This window comes from Microbacterium sulfonylureivorans, from assembly GCF_003999995.1.
Taxonomy (GTDB): Bacteria; Actinomycetota; Actinomycetes; order Actinomycetales; family Microbacteriaceae; genus Microbacterium; species Microbacterium sulfonylureivorans.
This window is the reverse complement of record NZ_RJAD01000002.1, coordinates 473,624-490,834: the sequence shown is the minus strand read 5'-3', so window position 1 is coordinate 490,834 and position 17,211 is coordinate 473,624. Positions and strand designations below refer to the sequence as shown.

The following is a 17,211-nucleotide window of genomic DNA, read 5'->3' as shown; positions in this document are numbered from 1 at the left end:
GGCGTCGCCTCGCTCACGCGAAGTCCTCCGCTGTGTTGACCAGAGTGTGCGCCGCGATCGACTCGTGGATCCGGCGGACGGCGTCGGCGATCGGCACGCCGTTCTCCTGCGTGCCGTCGCGGAAGCGGAACGACACGGTCCCGCCCGTGCGATCCTGCTCCCCCGCGATCAGCATCAGCGGCACCTTCTGGGTGGTGTGCGTGCGGATCTTCTTCTGCATGCGGTCGTCGCTGTGGTCGAGCTCGGCGCGCACGCCGTCGACCTTGAGCTGAGCCACGACGTCGGAGAGATAGTCGGCATACTCCTCGGCGACCGGGATGCCGACGACCTGCACGGGCGACAGCCACACCGGGAATGCGCCGGCGTAGTGCTCCAGGAGGATCGCGAAGAACCGCTCGATCGAGCCGAACAGCGCGCGGTGGATCATGATCGGCCGCTTCTTCTGGCCGTCCCGGTCGGTGTACTCCAGCTCGAAGCGCTCCGGCAGGTTGGGGTCGACCTGCACTGTGGACAGCTGCCACGTGCGGCCGATCGCGTCCTTGGTCTTCAGGTCGATCTTCGGCCCGTAGAACGCGGCCTCGCCGGGCACCTCGGTGAGCTTCAGGCCGCTCGCGACCGCGACGTTGCGCAGGGCGTTCGTGGAGTACTCCCAGAACTCGTCCGAGCCGATCCACTTGTCCTTCTCGTCGTCGCGCATCGACAGCTCGAGCTCGAAGTCGCTCAGGCCGAAGTCGCGCAGCATCGAGATGACGAACTCGAGGACGCGGGTGGTCTCCTCCTCGAGCTGGTCCGGCGTGACGAACAGGTGCGAGTCATCCTGAGTGAAGCCGCGCACGCGGGTGAGACCGTGCAGGGCGCCCGAGAGCTCGTTGCGGTACACCGTGCCGTTCTCGGCCAGTCGCATCGGCAGATCGCGATAGCTGCGCGCCCGCTCCTTGAAGATCAGGATGTGCATCGGGCAGTTCATCGGCTTGAGGTAGTAGTCGATGCCGGCCTTGGTGACCTCGCCGTGCTCGTCGCGCTCCTCATCGAGGTGGATGGGCGGGAACATCCCCTCCTTGTAGGTGACGAGGTGATTCGACTGAAGGAACAGATCCTGCTTCGAGATGTGCGGCGTGTAGACGTAGGTGTATCCGGCGGCGCGGTGACGGCGCAGCGCGTGCTGCTCCATCTCCTGTCGCACGATGCCGCCCCGCGGGTGCCACACCGACAGACCGGAGCCGATCTCGTCGGGGAACGAGAAGAGATCGAGCTCTTTCCCGAGCTTGCGATGATCGCGCTTGGCGGCCTCTTCAAGACGCTGCTGGTAGGCGCGCAGCTCGTCCTTCGTGGGCCACGCGGTGCCGTAGATGCGCTGCAGCTGCGGGTTCTTCTCACTCCCGCGCCAGTACGCGCCGGCGACACGCTGGAGCGCCCAGCCGTTGCCGATCATGCGGGTGCTCGGCAGGTGAGGGCCGCGGCACAGGTCCTTCCAGACCGTCTGGCCGTCGCGGTCGACGTTGTCGTAGATGGTGAGCTCGCCTGCTCCGACCTCGACGGAGGCGCCGTCGGCGGCCTCCTTCGAGCCGCCCTTGAGCCCGATCAGCTCGAGCTTGAACGGCTCGTCGACGAGCTCGACGCGGGCCTCGTCATCGGTCACGACGCGGCGTACGAAGCGCTGACCCTCGCGCACGATGCGCTGCATCTCCTTGTCGATGGCCTTGACGTCTTCGGGGGTGAAGGGATGCTCCACCCCGAAGTCGTAGTAGAAGCCGTCGGTGATCGGCGGGCCGATGCCGAGGTTCGCCTGCGGGTTGATGCGCTGCACCGCCTGCGCGAGCACGTGCGCAGCCGAGTGGCGGAGGATGTTCAACCCGTCGGGGCTGTCGATGGCGACCGGCTCGACGGCATCCGTCTCCTCGACGACCGTGGCGAGGTCCTTCAGCTCGCCGTTGACACGCAGGGCGACCACGGAGCGGTCGGGGAACAGGGCGAAGCCGTCTGCGGGGTAGGGCGCGGCAGGCGGAAAAGCGGCGTCAGTCAATGGAAACTCTCCTGGAGGTGGCTCGGATCAAGGCTACTCAGCTTCGGGCGCACCACGCGCCCCGCCCGCTCAGGCGCCGAGCGTTCGCGTGCCGGTCGGCGCGACCATGGGCGCGCGCTCCGACACGATGAGTTCCATGCCGTCGAGTCTAGCCAGACAGGCGGGTGCGAGCGCTGCTCCCGTCGGACGGATCAGCCGTTCGTCGTCAGCATGTATTCGCCGTCGGCGCATCCGGTGACGAGCCATCCACCGGGTACCTCCTCCGTCGCGAGCTCCGTGACTCCCGTCGCGGAGACGTCCGGCTCGGCATCCCCCGGGATCCACACCTCGAGACCGCAGCCTGGCACGTCGGTCGTCGCGGTGACGTCGATGCTCGCGCCGTCCGCCTCGAGCGATGTGAGCACGCCGGGCGCCGAACGCGGGTACGCCCGGCTGAGGATCTCGAGGAGATCGCCGCGCGGGGCAGCGGGTTCGCCGGTCGCGCAGTCCTCGCGCATGAGGGCGTCCGTGATCTCGACGATGCCGCCCTGAGGGTCGCCGCAGGCCTGCTTCCACACCCAGTAGGCGCTGCCGAGCAGGTGCTCGTCCTCGAGCTCGGCGTAGCGCTCCAGCCGTGCCACACGATCGGCGTCCTCGCCCCAGTAGCCGTACTCCCCCGACCAGAGCGGCACGCCGTACAGGTCGGCGGCCCGCAACGCCAGCGTGAACTGGCGCTCCATGGAGACGATCGGCGGCAGACCGAGCGAACGGTCCATCGTGATCGACTCCGCATACAGGTGCGGGGAGAAGACGATGTTCCTATCCGTCGTGAACGCCGGCGGAGGGCCGCTGTCGAAGCCGAGTCCAGACCAGAGGATGCTCGGCTCGATGAAGACGATGTGCCGAGCTCCCTCGGCCCGGATCGCATCGATCGCCCTGTCGTAGAACCGGCCGAGCAGGTGCGAGGTGGTCACTGGCGCCGTCTCGCCGAAGCCCGGCTCGTTCATGAGGTCGAAGCCTGCGACGGAGGGATCGTCGCGGAACTCGGCGGCGAGCTTCGCCCACGTGGCGACGAGTGCGCTCTGGACGCCGTCGGTGTCGAAGTAGAAGTTCTGGAATGCGCGGTCGCTCGCCGGCGAGATGTCACGGCCCTGGAACTGGCATCGCGGCGCCCCGTCGGTGATCGTCGCCCATTCCGGTGCGCCGTCGTAGCCCCACATCGTGTCGGTGCCAAGCCGGCACTGCTCGCCTTCTGCAGTGCCGACGTTCCACCATGAGTCCTGGTGCATGTCGAGGACCGTGTAGAGCCCGTGCGCGTCTGCCTGGTCGACGGCGTCGCGGATCGCGTCGAGGTAGGCCTCGTCGATCGAGCCGCGCTCCGGCTCGAGCGCGGACCACGATATGTTCAGGCGCACGACGTTGAAGCCCTGCTCTGCGATCCCCGCGAAGTCCGCTTCGGTCAACGGCGACGTGTCGTCGACGTCCGGCCGGGGGCGGTAGAAGTCGACGAGCTGGTTGACGTTGACACCCCGGAGGAGAACCTCGTTGCCTTCGCCGTCGGCGATCACCCCGGCATCCGCTCGCAGGAAGCCGGCAGGCATGGCGTCCTCGCGGTCGGCAGCCGAGGCACCGGGCGCGGGGGTCACGAGGGTCACGACGACGGCGATGACGGCGACCACGGCGACGGCTCCCGTGGCGAGCATCATCGCCCGCGCACCGCGCCCGGAGCGCACACGGTCCGTCACGACGGCGGCGACACCCGCGATCCATCCCACGCACGCTCCGAACGACAGGCCATCCGCGACCGCGACGTAGGCGGACATGAGCGGCCAGAGGTCGCCGCGGAACCCGTCGATGAGCAGGGCGAGCAGTGCCTGGACGACGCCGAGCAGGCCGCCGGCGACCAAGGCCGCGAGCCAGCCGCCGAGGACGCCGGGCACACGTCGACGCATCCAGGGCAGGACCAATGCCGTCGCACCGGCGATCAGCGCCATCGCGAGGACGACCGATACGAGGCCGCGGTCAGGCCGCGCCGCGGGGACCCCCGGCGCGTACACCGTGCTCGTCCACCAGAGACCCGACAGCAGCGGAGCGACCGCGGCGAAGAGAGCCGCGGGCAGCCAGACCGCGCCGGCTTCGCCCCGGGATCGATCGGACGGGCCACCGAACCACCGCGCGAACGCCGCGACGACGAGCGCGGCGGGGACGGCCTTCGCGGTGACGTACGCCGCGGCCCACGTCGCGATCGCGGGGTCCCACGTCATGACGAAGCACGCCGCGGCGTGCGCGAGCATCACGGCGAGAACGATGCCGGGCACGAGCGTCCAATACCGATCTCCGGCGCGCACTGTCACCCACCAGAGGAGGCCCAGCAGCACCGGGACAGAGATCGCGTACGGCGCGATGGACCACAGCCCGTCGAACCGGGGCGCAGCGCCCGACCAGCCGACGAGGGCCAGCAGGCCGGTGGGGTCGGCGATCGCCTGGATGCCGAGGAGGGCGACCATGGTGGCGAGCGCGACGAGGGGACGTCGGATGGACCGCATGGCACTCCGTCGTGACAAGGGGCGAGGGAACAGCCTGCACAGCATCCGTCATGGCCCGCGCCATGTCAAACCGAACAGCGCTCGGTCGCGGTATCCCGCGGTATCGCACCGCTGCCGCAGTCGGACGATCATCCCTCCCGCGGTGCGGATGAGCCCGAAGATCGACCTTCTCGTCGGGATCCCTAGTCCGCCTGACCGGCGCCGCTGCCGACCTCACTGCGCATCTGCGCGACCGTGTACGAGGTCTCCGGCCCGGGTTGGCCGTCGATCAGGTACCGGAGGGTGACCGGAGTGTCCTCGGTCACTTCGTCGAGGTACATCACGTGCCAGAACGAGACGCGGCCGGTCTCATCCACGACCTTCGTCAGCTGCACGACCCCGCCCACGACGAACTCGACGGTCGTGCCCGACTGCGCGAACGCATCCGCGAAGAGCTCGATATCGGCTCGCGGCTCGAGCAGATCGTTCCACTCGTTGTCCTCGACGATGCCGTAGGTCCACTCCGGGCCGACGACCGGCAGCACCGGGGGCACGGGATCGGGCGTCTCGGGTTCGACGGGCGGGTCGACCGGCGTCTCGGGTTCGACCGGGGGAACCTCGGGCGTCTCGGGCTCGGCCGGCGGAACCGCTGGTGTCTTCGGCGTGCTGGGTGAGCCCGTCGGCGGGTCGTACGGCGCCTGCTCGAGCGGTACCTCGCCGGGAGTCTGCGGCGTCGCCACGGGGACATGCACCGTGGGCGGCGACGCCACTCGCTCGGGCGTCACCAGCTGCTCGACGGGCTCGAGGAGGTCGTCCTGCGGGAGGACTTCGCCCTCCGACTCGAGCGCCATTCCACCGGCAGTGGGGGGTGCGGGGCTCGCGGTCGCGTTCGCGCCGATCGCCAGGGTGACCGCTGTCACGCCGCCGCCGGCGACGAGCACCGCTGCTGCCGCCGTTCCGGCGACCTTGAGACCGAGCGCGGTCGCACCGGCGACTCCGGAGTGCGACCCGAGCGCTGCCGTGCGTCCGACCGCGCCCGCAGCCTCCCAGGTGGCGACGCCGCCCGGGTCGGGGGCGGAGCCGTCGATGCGGCGAGGTCGACGGACGCGAGGCAGGCGAGGGGGCGCCGGCGCGGGTGGGATCGTCGATGCGGGCATGCCGCCGACGGCCATCGCGACGGCGGACGACGTGGTGGTCTGGAGAGAGGCGAGGTATCCCCCGGCGCCCGCGACGCCGAGTGCGAGCGGGAGCAGGACGAGCGCGATGCGGCTCGATACGTTTCCGGCCTCCTCGGCCACGATGACGCATCGCGCGCAGCCGTCGAGGTGCGCGCGCACGCGCTCGACGTCGCGCCGCGATGCGTTCTCGCGGGCGTACGCGCCGAGATGCGCGACCGTCCATTCGCATTCCGGCTTGTCGTCGAGCGATCGGAGATGGCCTTGGATCCACGCCTCTCGGAGACCCTCGCGGGCCCGGAAGGCCAGTTGCGAGACGGCGGCGGCCCTGAGTCCGAGCAGGGGGGCCACCTCGGCGGGCTTCATCTGCTCCACCTCGGTGTACCAGAGCACCTCCTGCCAGCGCGTCGGCAGGCTGCGGAACGCGCCCACGGTGAGCGTGCGGTCGAAGGCGTCGTCTGCGGACCGGTCGCTCGACGACGGATCCGCGACGAGATCGAGCTGGTCGTCGGCGGACTCGCGCTTCGCGCGGCCCCAGCCTGCCGCGGTGTTGCGGACCGATGCGAGCAGGTAGGGCCGGAATCCGGATGTCGGTCCCTTGCCCTTCCGGATGGCCTGGTAGATCGCCGTGAACGACTCCTGCACCAGGTCGTCCGCGTCGAAGGTGCCCGTCACCGCGCGGGCGGCGGCGACGCCGGCGCGATAGTGCCGGCGCCAGAGCTCGGCGTAGGCGTTCGAGTCGCCCGCACGCACCGCATCGACGAGTTCGCTGTCCGATCGGACGGTCTCGTCGACGAGGTCGTCGTCGTGCTCGGTCTGCATTCCCTCTCCCACCTCGACGCATCCCCGGATGGAGACCCGCCCGCAAGACGCTGTCAGCCACAGAACGTTACGCGATTCGCCTGAAAAAGCTTCGGGCCGCGGTCGGGGTCTACCCCCATTTCGCGAATCGCGTCATGAAATCGGTCCGTCTGCATCGAAGTGGCAGGGAGTTCTCTGCGGCGCCTCCCCGCCGCGCGGACCGGAGAGGAAGCACGTGACGCAGGACGCCATCGTCGACCGGCCGCTGCTCCGGCGCGACATCCCCCGGCCGCCGTGTCCTCGCGCGTGCCGTCGACGGCTCGCCCGGTTCGCCCTCGTCCTGCTGCTCGTCGGGGTCGCGGCATCCGCGGTCACGAACGCATTCCTTGTCCGCAGCTTCTCGATCGCGAGCGCGTCGATGGGTCCGGCGCTGGCCGTCGACGATCGAGTGCTCGTCGACCAGGTCACGCCCCGCCTCACCGGATTCCACCGAGGCGACATCGTCGTCTTCCATGACCCCGGCTCGTGGCTGGACGCCGGCGAGGCGCCCGCATCGCGGAGCTGGGCCGACGTGCTCTACGCCGAGAACGGCTACGTCGTGAAACGCGTCGTCGGCGGGCCGGGCGACCGAATCGTGGGACTGGCCGACGGATCGGTCGAGGTGAACGGCGTCCTCCTCGACGAGCCCTATGCACGCCTCGCGCCGCAGGAGCCGTTCGATGTGGTGGTACCCAGCCAGCACCTCTGGGTGCTCGGCGACAATCGAGGGCTGAGCGCGGACAGCAGGGTCAACGGCTCGGTGCCGCTGGCGGATGTCGTGGGTCGAGCGTTCTGGACCTTCTGACGGCATCGGGCCGGCCGGCGGTCGGTTCTCGGCATTCTCCCAGCAGGGATCGCGTGATGTTCTGCGGCTCAGGGGATCTCTCCTCCATGGCTCGATCACCCGTGGAGCCGGACCCGAACACACAGGACCACCATGTCTCACCCACATCCCGCACGTCTTCCTCGCCTGATCGGCGGGGCCGCCGTGCTCGCCCTCATCGGCGGCTCGCTCGTCGTCACCGCCGCTCCGGCGTCGGCCGCTGAGCCGCTCTCCGTCACGTACGTCGCACGCATCTGCGACGACTACACCGACGTCATGGCCAACAAAGCACGCAACGACATCATGGAGTCGCTCCGAGACCTCGGGGCCGATTCGACCTATGCGGCGAACGGCGTCGTGGAGCCGGATGCCGAGGCCGCCGGTTCGCCGGGCTGCCGGCCGCTGACCGACTGGTCGCTGTCGCTCGGACGCGGCATCGTGGGCAAGTCCGAGGCCGCGAACTACCTCAGTCGAGCCTCGGGGCCCTACACCGGCGGCCCGGTCACGACGACGAGCTCGACCGCTCGGCTGGATTCAGCCGGCGCCCCGACCGGTGAGGTCATCGAGGGAGCCGTGACAGTTCCGCTGACCGCCGACCAGATCGCGGCCGTGCAGTCGGGCGGCCGGCTCGTCGTCCAGGGCGGCGTCGGGACGGACACGCTCAACGGCCGGCAGGACGACGTCGCGTTCGCCGCGCTTCGCTGCGCGCAGGATGCTCGGAACGCCGACAACGTCGACTACGTCTGGTTCCCCAACGGCGCCTCACACGTGTTCTGCTATTACTACGCCGTCACTCCCCCGCCGGGGACGGGCACGATCACGGTCCGCAAGGAGGTCCCCGCTGAGACGAACGGCGTCGGCACCTTCGACTTCGAGGGCTCGCTCTCGTTCGACAAGCAGGACGGCGAGGTCGGCCGATTCTCGCTGCGTGCCGGCGCCGGAGCTCCCGGGACGCAGACCTTCGTCCGCGCCGCCGTGGGTTCCGGGGACGAGCCGTGGACGGTGCGCGAGCTGGACGAAGCCGGATGGGACTTCGACGGTCTGGAGTGCGTTTCGCAGACCGGCGACACCGAGATCGCGATCGACGGGCCCGGGGCGGAGATTCGCCTGGCCGCCGGCGACGATGTCGTCTGCACCTACACGAACCACCGCCGGCCCACCGGGGCTGCGGCCCTGTACAAGGCCACGCTCGGTCGCGTCGGCACCTTCCCGTTCACGGTCACCAGTCAGCGTCGAACCGTCGAGGCCACGGTCACCACCACGCAGGAGGGCGCTCCCGTGCTCGTGACCGCCACCGACTCGACCGAGCCCGGCCCGATCACGGCGCGTGAAGTGATGCCTCCGGCGACCGGAGCCGGATTCTGGCGCATGGCGACCGCGCAGTGCAACGGCGAGGCGATGCCCATCTCGGAGATCAGTCCCGGCGTCTGGGAGAGCTCCAAGGTCCTCGCCACCGGCGAGGGCGCCGACTGTCTCATCGTGAACGAATACGTGCCGACAGCCTCGCTCGCACTCGCGAAGATCACGACGGGCGGCACGGGGACGTTCGCCTATGACGTGTTCCCGCTCAACGAGCTCGGCGAGCCCGACACCGGCGGCGGCGTCTTCACGACTCGTGCCACCACGACGCGGGAGGGCGAGATCGCATCGGCAGAGGCCGTGTACGAGGGCATCGATGTGGCGGAGCACTCGGAGTTCGGTATCCAGGAGGTCATGCCGGCAGCGAGCGACGCGGGCGTGTGGCGGCTTCAGAGCGTGGACTGCGGGGGCGCGGAGACCTCCGTCCACCTCGAATCGGCCTACGTCACCGTGGCCGTGACCGAGGGCGCCCCGGCGCCCGTCTGCACCTTCACCAATCAGTTCGTCGCGGCCGGGACTCTGACGGTCACGAAGAAGGCGCCGTCGGACCCCGCAGTGCGGCCCGACGACGTCCGGATCGTGGTGGACTGCGGTGGTCAGCGCACCGAGATCGTCCTCGAGGCAGGCAGCGCCGACGTGACGCGCGTGATCTCCGGCATCCAGTCTCCCCAGACGTGCACGCTGGTCGAAGCGGCGACGGGTGCCGCAGACGGATGGGATGTCGCGATCCGCGCGTCGCTCTCGAGGAACGGCGTCTTGGCAGAGACCCGGGACCGGCTCGGTGCCGTCACGGTCGAGCCGGGAGTGGACACGGTGATCGAGATCGAGAACGTCTACGCGCGCAATGCAGGTCCGAGTGGCGAAGAACCGAGCGGCGAGCAGCCGAGCGACGCCGGAATCACCGGAACCGAGTCTCCTGCAGACAGCGCTCACGGGCTCGCAGCGACCGGACTCGACAGCACGTGGGCCTGGCCGGCGGCCGGCGGCGCCGTCCTGCTCGCCGCCGGGCTGATGCTCGTGGCCCGCAGGCGTCGGCGCGCATGACGGGCCGGCCCCGCCCGGGCTCGTGCGGCTCGCCCGGGCTGGGCCGCTCTGCATCGATGGACGGTCGGTCCCGGGTGGCGTCATTGCGACGGTCGACGCTGCGCCGGGACCCTGGCGCCCCTGAAGCGATCCACGACGGACGACATACCATGATTCACGACGCACCCTATAGGATATGCGCATGATTCCCGACGGATCAGACCGGTGCTCGCCGGGCGTCCCGGTCTCGCTCGCACCGCTCTCGGTGCCCGCGGCGACGGCGATCACGGCCGGCACTGCAAGCGTCGACCTTCGACTTCACTCCGGCACGTGCTGCCGCGAAGACGCCGTGCGGGCCTACCAGGCGGGGGCCGACGCCGCCAGGAAGGACTCCAGTGCGTGCGTGGGTGAGCTGCAGAACGCCTACTTCCGCCTGCAGCCGGATCTTCCCGCGGTCGTGTGGGGCGCGTTCCGGGACGGGTTCGACTCCGTGGTCATGGACGGGCTGAGCAGCCACAGCGCGGGTCGGCCTGCCGACGACCCCCGGCTCTCCTGAGCGGTGCCGGACTCGCTCCGCGCTCAGGTTCGACCCGGAGCCCGGCGACGCACCATCTCCGTGTCCCGACGGGCGCGATCGCCGGGTGTCTGCGTTGCGGCGGACGTCGCTCGCTCGGATCAGCGCGGGCATCGCTCGACCCGTTGCACACCGGTCCCACGCGAAGCGCCCGTGAACGCGGTGGATACGCGAAAACCCCCGTCAAGCGGGGGTTTTCTTCGGTGGGCGATACTGGGATCGAAACTGTATTTGCGTCACTGGGCCACTCCCCCGGAATCCCGGGCAAATGCCGCAGTTTCGCCTGCGTTCTAGCGCATCCTTGATCGTCCGTGTTAAGGTCACTGAAACCCGCAAGTGGACACGTCGAGACACGAGATATTGCCCGGTATTGCCCAAAGGAGACCCAGTGGTCGGTACGAAGCGCAAGCGCCGTGAGAGCTTCGGGGCGATCCGCAAGCGCGAATCGGGCCGCCATCAGGCGTCGTACGTCGGACCGGACGGAGAGCGGCACAACGCCCCGCAGACGTTCGACACGATGACGGATGCCCGCGGCTGGTTGGCGATCCAGCAGGGACGCATCCTTCAGGGCACTTGGTCCGAGATGGACACAGCCAAGGCCGAGAGCGCGCAGCGCGGCCGCGGGATGCTATTCGCTGAGTACGCAGAGCAGTGGATCGCAACCCGGACCAATCGTCACGGCGACCACCTGCGACCTCGCACGGCTTCGGAGTACCGTCGTCTGGTCGCGGGCCCGCTGAAGCCCTTCGCTGAGTCTCGCCTCACTGCGATCACCACGGAAGGCGTGCGCGGCTGGTACTCCGCTTTGTTGGCCGCTGGCACGAAGACGCAAGCGGCACGAGCATACGAACTCCTCAAGTCGATCCTGACCACGGCCGTGGCCGATGGCCGGCTGAAGGTGAACCCGTGCCAGATACGCGGAGCCGCGTCCGCGTCCACTGGCAAGAAAGTTGTTCCGCCCACGGCATCCGAGCTACAGGCGATCCTGGACAACATCACGCCCCGGTATCGGGCGGCTGTCATCCTGGCGGCATGGGCTGGGGTTCGCTACGGCGAGCTCACCGAGCTGCGGGTGAAGGATCTCGAGCGAGCGGGCGACGTCTACATGGTCAACGTGGCGCGGGCAGTGACGCACGTGACCGGGCAGGGCTTTGTTCTCGGGGAGACGAAGAGTGAGGCGGGTGTGCGCACGATCGTCCTTCCCCCGCACGTGACTGACATCGTGGCGACGCACCTCACTGAGTACGTCAGTAGATTCCCCGATTCTCTGCTGTTCCCCGCTGCGGACGGTGTCACTCACCTTTCGCAGACGTCCTTCTATAAGCACTGGGATCGCGCTAGGAAGGCTGCTAAGCGCCCGGACATGCCGTGGCACGCCCTACGCCATTACGGGGCGACGCGTGCGGCTTTGGCGGGTGCCACGTTGAAGGAGTTGCAGACCCGCCTTGGTCACTCGACCGTGGCGGCTGCGATGCGATACCAGCACACCGCTGGGCGGGATGAAGAGCTTGCGAGGCGCATGAGCGACCTCGCATGAGGCGTACGGATTTCGTACACCTAATCAGTGCCCCCGCCGTGCGTGAACACGACGAGGGCCAGACACCGAAGGGCCAAGCAACGATGTCCAAGCCACAAGATACCCAGCGACCTGAACTTGATACGTCCCGCCGAGTCAAAGTCTCAGCAGCCGGCAACCTCGCGCTCTCCGACGAGGTGCGGGTTCTGATGGCCGACCGGGGATGGACGGTTCGCGAAACCGCCGCTCGCCTTGGCATGTCCACGGCCGCTATGTCGTCGCGGCTCAACCTGTGGTCAGCGTGGACCGTGTACGACCTCGCCAACCTCGAGAACGTCTTCCTGGTCACGCATCTGCCCGGAGTGTTTTACGCCGCGTGGAAGCCCGAGGACGTGACCGTCTGACCCCGCCGCCCCTGCGCGCATGAGCCCTTCAACCCGTTCCTGACGGGGTGGAGGGCTCATGCAATTCAGCCGACGACACCGTCCGACACGCCCGGGGTGCAAAGTTTCCCCAGATTAGTCCCAAACTCGTCTAAGTCAAGCACACGTAGACGTCTATAGGGTTCCTCCGGGTCGCTCCGGGATGCTCCGTGATCTCCCCTTATGGGTAGCGAGTTAGACAGTGCACCCATCAGCGCGGCGACCTAAAAGCCCTGATCAGCGAGATAAACACTGCGAGTAACTACTAGCCATATCTACCCCTAGTTGGACATCCGTTTGGGCCCATACACCATACTGATCAGGAAGGCAATAGCGACTTTCCAAAAAGGGGGTAAGCGATGGAGGCGACTGCCAAAAACGCGTGGGGCACGATCCAGCAAGCAGCGGACACTGCACAGGTCAGTGACAAGACGATCCGGAGGTGGGTGGCCGCGGGATTGATCGAGGCTCAGCGATTTGGGCCGCGCCTGATTCGGGTCGACATGACCAGCCTGGAAGCGCTCGGTCGACCGCTGACTTCGGGCCGCTGATATTGGCCGGCCGCGCAGTACGAAAACTGAACACAGGAGGCCCGAGTTTGAGCAGAAATAACGAAACCCCGGCTGGCGGGCCGGGGCTCGAGAACATTGCTGGTGAGCGTGTTCCCCTCCAGGCTACCGGACTTCTGACCGCGTGTGTGGCGCTGCTCAACGGTGATCTTCAGCCTCACCAACTGCCGTGGCCTTGGCCGCTCGTCTGGAACGACGGGTTCCGGCAGGGACAGGTCCGGATGCAGTCGACGGTGGACCGCCTCGAGCGTGAAGCCGATCACTGGTATTTCGTCGCGAACAACCCTGCCGAGGTTGTTGCGGAGCGCGACCGTTGGCTGAAGCACTTCTCCGTGGTGCAGGCACGGAAGGCGGATGCAGCATGAGCGACGCCCTTACTGCTGAGTGGCTGATGGCACAGGCATTCCCCCCGATCCGCTACGTCGTGCCAGGGGTGATCCCTGAGGGGATGACTCTGCTGGTCGCCGCGCCGAAAATAGGCAAGTCGTGGATGGTGCTCGGGCTGGGCGTCGCGCTGTCGTGCGGTGGCGACGCTTTCGGCGCGCTCCCTGTCGGGGCACCTCGTCCGGTGCTGTACCTTGCCCTAGAAGACGGCCCGCGTCGGTTGCAGGACCGTCTTGTGCGACTCAACCCGGCCGAGGTGTCGCCGCTGCTCGAGTTCCGCGTCGAGATCCCCGCAGGTGTTGTCATCGAGACGATCACCGATTTCATGACGAAGCACTCGAGCTCTGATCCTGTCGTGATTCTCGACACGCTCGGCAAGGTCATGCCGCCGGCTGGGAACGCCTCCCAGTACGGGCATGACTACCGGGTGCTGTCTGCCCTGAAAGCAACGTGTGACGCCGTCCCCGGATCCAGCCTCATCATCGTGCACCACACCCGCAAGGGCGGCGGAGAGGACTTCCTGGACGCCGTGAGCGGCACACAGGGCATCGCGGGTGCCGCGGATACCGTCCTCGTCCTGAGGCGTGAACGGAACGACGACCGCGCAACGCTGTTCGTCACATCACGTGACGCCGCAGAGGGTGAATACAGCCTCCTGATGACAGAGACGGGCGCATGGCACCTCGACGGGCAGGATCTCGAGGACGCCGCTCAGGCCGCCCAGAACGCTCGGAGCACGGCCGGCGTTGGCGATCGCATGGCAGATGTCATCGCGACTGTGGGTAGGTTCCCCGAGGGCATCAAACCCAGCGATGTGAAGACGCTCATGCAGGGCGTCCCCGGCATCGATGAGTACCTGCGGCGTGCTCTCGAATCCGGGAGGATCACGAAGCTCGCCCGTGGCCTCTATGCCCCCGTTAGAAGTGTGAGAAGTGTGAGTTTCCCCGAGTTCGACGACTCCGAAACTCACAAACTCACACAACTCACACCCCCTGAACTTGCGGGGGTGGACGCATGAGCATCGCACGCGTGTGGACGGCAACCTGCCGAGGCTGCGACCCGTGGATTCGTGTCGTCCGCCGGCCGGGAACGGACGTGCCGGTCGAACAGGTTCTCCACGAGACCCACTGCGACGTCTTCCCGACGCTCACTCCCGCAGACCGGGAGGCACTCAGTGGCGACTAACAGCGGCATCGAAGAATACGCGGCGCTCCTCGCCGCGATGGACAAGACCGAGCCTGTCTGTATGGGCGACGACCTGTTCATCCGGGATCGGGAAGACGTCACACCCGAGGAACAGGAGGACATGCGGCAAACCTGCGCGCAATGCCCCCTCTACGACCTCTGCAGGGCCTATGGCGAGGCCGCACACCCAACAGGCGGGTACTGGGCAGGCCGCTACTACGGAAGCGCCACACGGCGCAGGACAGGAGACTGACCATGACGGCGAGCTCAAACAACCCAACGACCGGTGCCCCGATCTACCTCGCTGCGGCACCCCCCGACACGGCTGTCGACATGACCGAAGTGGCCGCGTACGCCGGGAAGGTCGGTACACGACTGATCGGGTCGACGGCGGAACGTACCGCGTACGACTATGCCCGTGAAGGGCTCGGCTGGTTCGACACCGCCGTCGACACCGAGTACCTGCATGACGGCACGAACTGGGACGCGATCTTCCATGACTGGAAGTCGTGGACCCCGACCCTCACCGGCCTGTCGTTGGGTAACGGCACCCGTTCGGGGAAGTACCAGCAGAACGGCCGGCACGTGCACTACGCCCTCCGGTTCACAGCAGGTTCCACCACAAGCGCCTCAGCAGCGTTCGGGTTCTCTACCCCTGTCACGCCCGCGGACTCGGCGTACAAGCATGTCGGCACCGGCGTGTGGACGCGGGCCGCGGGAATCATCTACCCGGTACAGGCCCGTATCCCAGGCGGGTCGATCATCTACGCGACCCTCGGCAACTCGGCGGGGCCGATCATGACAGCCACGAACCTGTCAAACACGTACCCCGGGGCACTCGCAAACGGCGACGCCCTGTACATGCAGGGCTCCTACGAGGTCGACTGACCATGACCAAGGAGACGGCAATGAACCACCCGAGTCCCACCCGAGCACTCAGAGAGCAGGGCATCGCCTGCGCATTCGGCCACACCGAGTCGCTCGTCAGCAACGACGACGACACGCTCGAGTACCGCTACCGCATCGCATTCGCCGGCCCCGCAGCAATGGTCGCACTCGCACACCTCGTCGCTGACGGCTGGGACGTGACCATCCGACCTAGAGACGACGCGCTCTCCATCCGACTCCACCGTGGACTGAAGAAATGACCACATCGAACTGCACACCGAAAGGCACAACCATGCTCCGCACCAAGAACCCCAACCCCACCGACGGTGGCGCATTCGGCCCCTCCGCCCGCCCGCCGCTCGAAGCGCTCACCAAAGACTTCGCAAGACTCTTCGCAGAGCTCGACGAACTGAACGGCAAGATCGGCCACACCTCAAGCGACCTCACCAACCTCATCACCAACTGGGGGACGCACGTCCAAGCAGCCCGCGTCGCTGACGGACGAGCCACCGCAGAGTCAGGCCGAACCGGAACCGGCGTCGTAGTCACCGACGCAGCCCAAGCGCTAACCGCGAAGAAGAAGCTGCTCGAAGACCAGATCGGCGCCTACCGAGAAGCGCTCCCCCTCGTCCTCAACGACCTCGCCGCGGAACGCACAAAGATGCAGGCCAACCTCACCCCCTTCCGCAAGACCGAAGACAAGGCCCGTACCCGGATGCACAAAGCACTCGAAGAGATCGACGCCGCAGCACGCGAACTGACATCAGCGGTCGCGGTCCGCGAATGGATCACCGACCACCTGCCCTGGGAAGGCGAAGCCCTCCTCGATGTCGCGACCATATGGACACCCGCACACCGCATCGCCTCCTCCGCTGAGCAGGCCATCCCCGTCCACGTCAAGACCGTCATCAACGCACTCAAAGGACTCTGACCATGACCCTCCGCGACCTGAACCTGACCCCAACCAAGAGCATCGCGCAACGCATCGCAGAGAAATCCGCGGCAGCCCGCCACGACAACCCGAGTGACAACAACGGCAACCCGCACACCGACCCACTGCCCGAGTACGAGTACGACGACAAGGGACAGCTCACGCGGTACAACCCGAGACCGTCAGCAACACCATGACCCCCCGTGCGCGGGGCCTCCCGATCACTCCCCGCATCCATACCGTCGGGGAGGTCTGGAAAACATCCATGGTCGAGGGTCCCGTTTTTTCGGATGCAGATTGGAGACAGATTCGATGAGTGAGACCGAGGAAGAGGCCCCGGATGGACTCGGCGTGCGCGGCGCGAAGTTTTGGTTGTCGCTGACGGCGGATATGGAGTTCGACGCGAAGGAGTCGGAGGTGCTTCTCGAGGTGTGCCGCACTCTCGATCGCATCGACGCGCTGGCGGCGGCGGTCGACGCGGACGGGACGATGATTACCGGCTCGATGGGTCAGCGTGTGTTGCATCCGGCCGTGGGTGAGTTGCGTCAGCAGCAGGCCGCGTTCGTTCGCCTCGTCGCTGACTTGCACTTGCCTGAAGACGTTGCGGCTCAGGACCGGTTCAATACGGCCCGTGGCAAGGCTGGTGCTGCGGCCCGGTGGGATCGGCCGTTGCGGGCGGTGCGCTGATGGCTAGGTGGAAGACACGAACCGTTGAACCGTTGGCTGAGGCTGTCATTCCTGCGCATCGTCGTTCGGTGTTGATGACCGAGCGCAACCGTGGACTTGACGGGCTCCCGCCGAGCGATCATGACGCATTCCTGAGGGACTTCTACGACCGTTACCCGACGTACCCGTTCCCGCAGCGTGTGTGTCGCTGTCTGCGCTGTCTGGTGGCGTCCTGATGGCCCGGTGGAAGCACCCACCGCCTGTGGTGCCGCGAGAGCGCGCGCGGGATGACTGGCTCAAGTACGTGACCGTCGTGGACGAGAACGGCA

At 67.5% G+C, this 17,211-nt stretch carries 17 protein-coding genes; 14 read left to right on the top strand and 3 right to left on the bottom strand.

The window, feature by feature from the left end:
- Positions 1-13: 13 nt before the first annotated feature.
- The 3 genes from thrS to EER34_RS11850 form a co-directional block, all read right to left on the bottom strand.
- Positions 14-2,023 (bottom strand): threonine--tRNA ligase, encoded by a 2,010-nt coding sequence (thrS, locus tag EER34_RS11860; RefSeq protein ID WP_127475070.1) that lies wholly within the window; start codon positions 2,021-2,023, stop codon positions 14-16.
- 191 nt (positions 2,024-2,214) lie between these two features.
- Positions 2,215-4,548 (bottom strand): glycoside hydrolase family 5 protein, encoded by a 2,334-nt coding sequence (locus tag EER34_RS11855; protein WP_164743547.1) that lies wholly within the window; start codon positions 4,546-4,548, stop codon positions 2,215-2,217.
- Between the two features lie 182 nt (positions 4,549-4,730).
- Entirely contained in the window at positions 4,731-6,524 is a 1,794-nt protein-coding gene (locus EER34_RS11850) for a sigma-70 family RNA polymerase sigma factor (protein ID WP_127475067.1), read from the bottom strand.
- A gap of 214 nt (positions 6,525-6,738) precedes the next feature.
- Here EER34_RS11850 and lepB point away from each other — a divergent pair, with 214 nt between their 5' ends.
- From lepB to EER34_RS11780, 14 genes are all read left to right on the top strand, one after another.
- On the top strand, positions 6,739-7,347 hold the full coding sequence (lepB, locus tag EER34_RS11845) for a signal peptidase I (RefSeq protein ID WP_164743546.1): 609 nt from the start codon (positions 6,739-6,741) through the stop codon (positions 7,345-7,347).
- Between the two features lie 132 nt (positions 7,348-7,479).
- Positions 7,480-9,768: a prealbumin-like fold domain-containing protein gene (locus EER34_RS11840; protein ID WP_127475063.1), complete on the top strand. Its 2,289-nt coding sequence runs from the start codon at positions 7,480-7,482 to the stop codon at positions 9,766-9,768.
- Positions 9,769-9,949: 181 nt separating this feature from the next.
- On the top strand, positions 9,950-10,303 hold the full coding sequence (locus tag EER34_RS11835; protein ID WP_127475061.1) for a hypothetical protein: 354 nt from the start codon (positions 9,950-9,952) through the stop codon (positions 10,301-10,303).
- A 406-nt stretch (positions 10,304-10,709) separates the two neighbouring features.
- Entirely contained in the window at positions 10,710-11,858 is a 1,149-nt protein-coding gene (locus tag EER34_RS11830) for a tyrosine-type recombinase/integrase (protein ID WP_164743545.1), read from the top strand.
- Between the two features lie 38 nt (positions 11,859-11,896).
- Positions 11,897-12,241: a hypothetical protein gene (locus EER34_RS11825; protein ID WP_127475057.1), complete on the top strand. Its 345-nt coding sequence runs from the start codon at positions 11,897-11,899 to the stop codon at positions 12,239-12,241.
- 377 nt (positions 12,242-12,618) lie between these two features.
- Positions 12,619-12,810, top strand: a complete 192-nt coding sequence (locus EER34_RS11820; RefSeq protein ID WP_127475055.1) for a helix-turn-helix domain-containing protein — start codon at positions 12,619-12,621, stop codon at positions 12,808-12,810.
- Between the two features lie 47 nt (positions 12,811-12,857).
- Entirely contained in the window at positions 12,858-13,193 is a 336-nt protein-coding gene (locus tag EER34_RS11815; RefSeq protein ID WP_127475054.1) for a hypothetical protein, read from the top strand.
- Positions 13,190-14,230, top strand: coding sequence for an AAA family ATPase (locus tag EER34_RS11810; RefSeq protein ID WP_127475052.1), 1,041 nt, complete (start codon positions 13,190-13,192; stop codon positions 14,228-14,230). Before EER34_RS11815 ends, EER34_RS11810 begins: the two co-directional genes overlap by 4 nt.
- A 156-nt stretch (positions 14,231-14,386) precedes the next feature.
- Positions 14,387-14,650, top strand: coding sequence for a WhiB family transcriptional regulator (locus tag EER34_RS11805; protein WP_127475050.1), 264 nt, complete (start codon positions 14,387-14,389; stop codon positions 14,648-14,650).
- Positions 14,651-14,652: 2 nt separating this feature from the next.
- Positions 14,653-15,285 carry a hypothetical protein gene (locus EER34_RS11800; RefSeq protein WP_127475048.1) on the top strand — a complete coding sequence of 211 codons (633 nt, stop codon included), beginning with the start codon at positions 14,653-14,655 and terminating at the stop codon, positions 15,283-15,285.
- 20 nt (positions 15,286-15,305) lie between these two features.
- A complete protein-coding gene (locus EER34_RS11795) occupies positions 15,306-15,545 on the top strand; it encodes a hypothetical protein (RefSeq protein ID WP_127475046.1) in 240 nt (79 codons plus the stop codon).
- Positions 15,542-16,216 (top strand): hypothetical protein, encoded by a 675-nt coding sequence (locus EER34_RS11790; RefSeq protein ID WP_127475045.1) that lies wholly within the window; start codon positions 15,542-15,544, stop codon positions 16,214-16,216. Before EER34_RS11795 ends, EER34_RS11790 begins: the two co-directional genes overlap by 4 nt.
- A gap of 2 nt (positions 16,217-16,218) precedes the next feature.
- The gene (locus tag EER34_RS11785; RefSeq protein WP_127475043.1) at positions 16,219-16,413 is read left to right on the top strand and encodes a hypothetical protein; all 195 of its coding nucleotides are present in this window, start codon (positions 16,219-16,221) and stop codon (positions 16,411-16,413) included.
- 115 nt (positions 16,414-16,528) lie between these two features.
- A complete protein-coding gene (locus tag EER34_RS11780) occupies positions 16,529-16,903 on the top strand; it encodes a terminase (RefSeq protein ID WP_127475042.1) in 375 nt (124 codons plus the stop codon).
- The last annotated feature ends 308 nt before the right edge of the window (positions 16,904-17,211 follow it).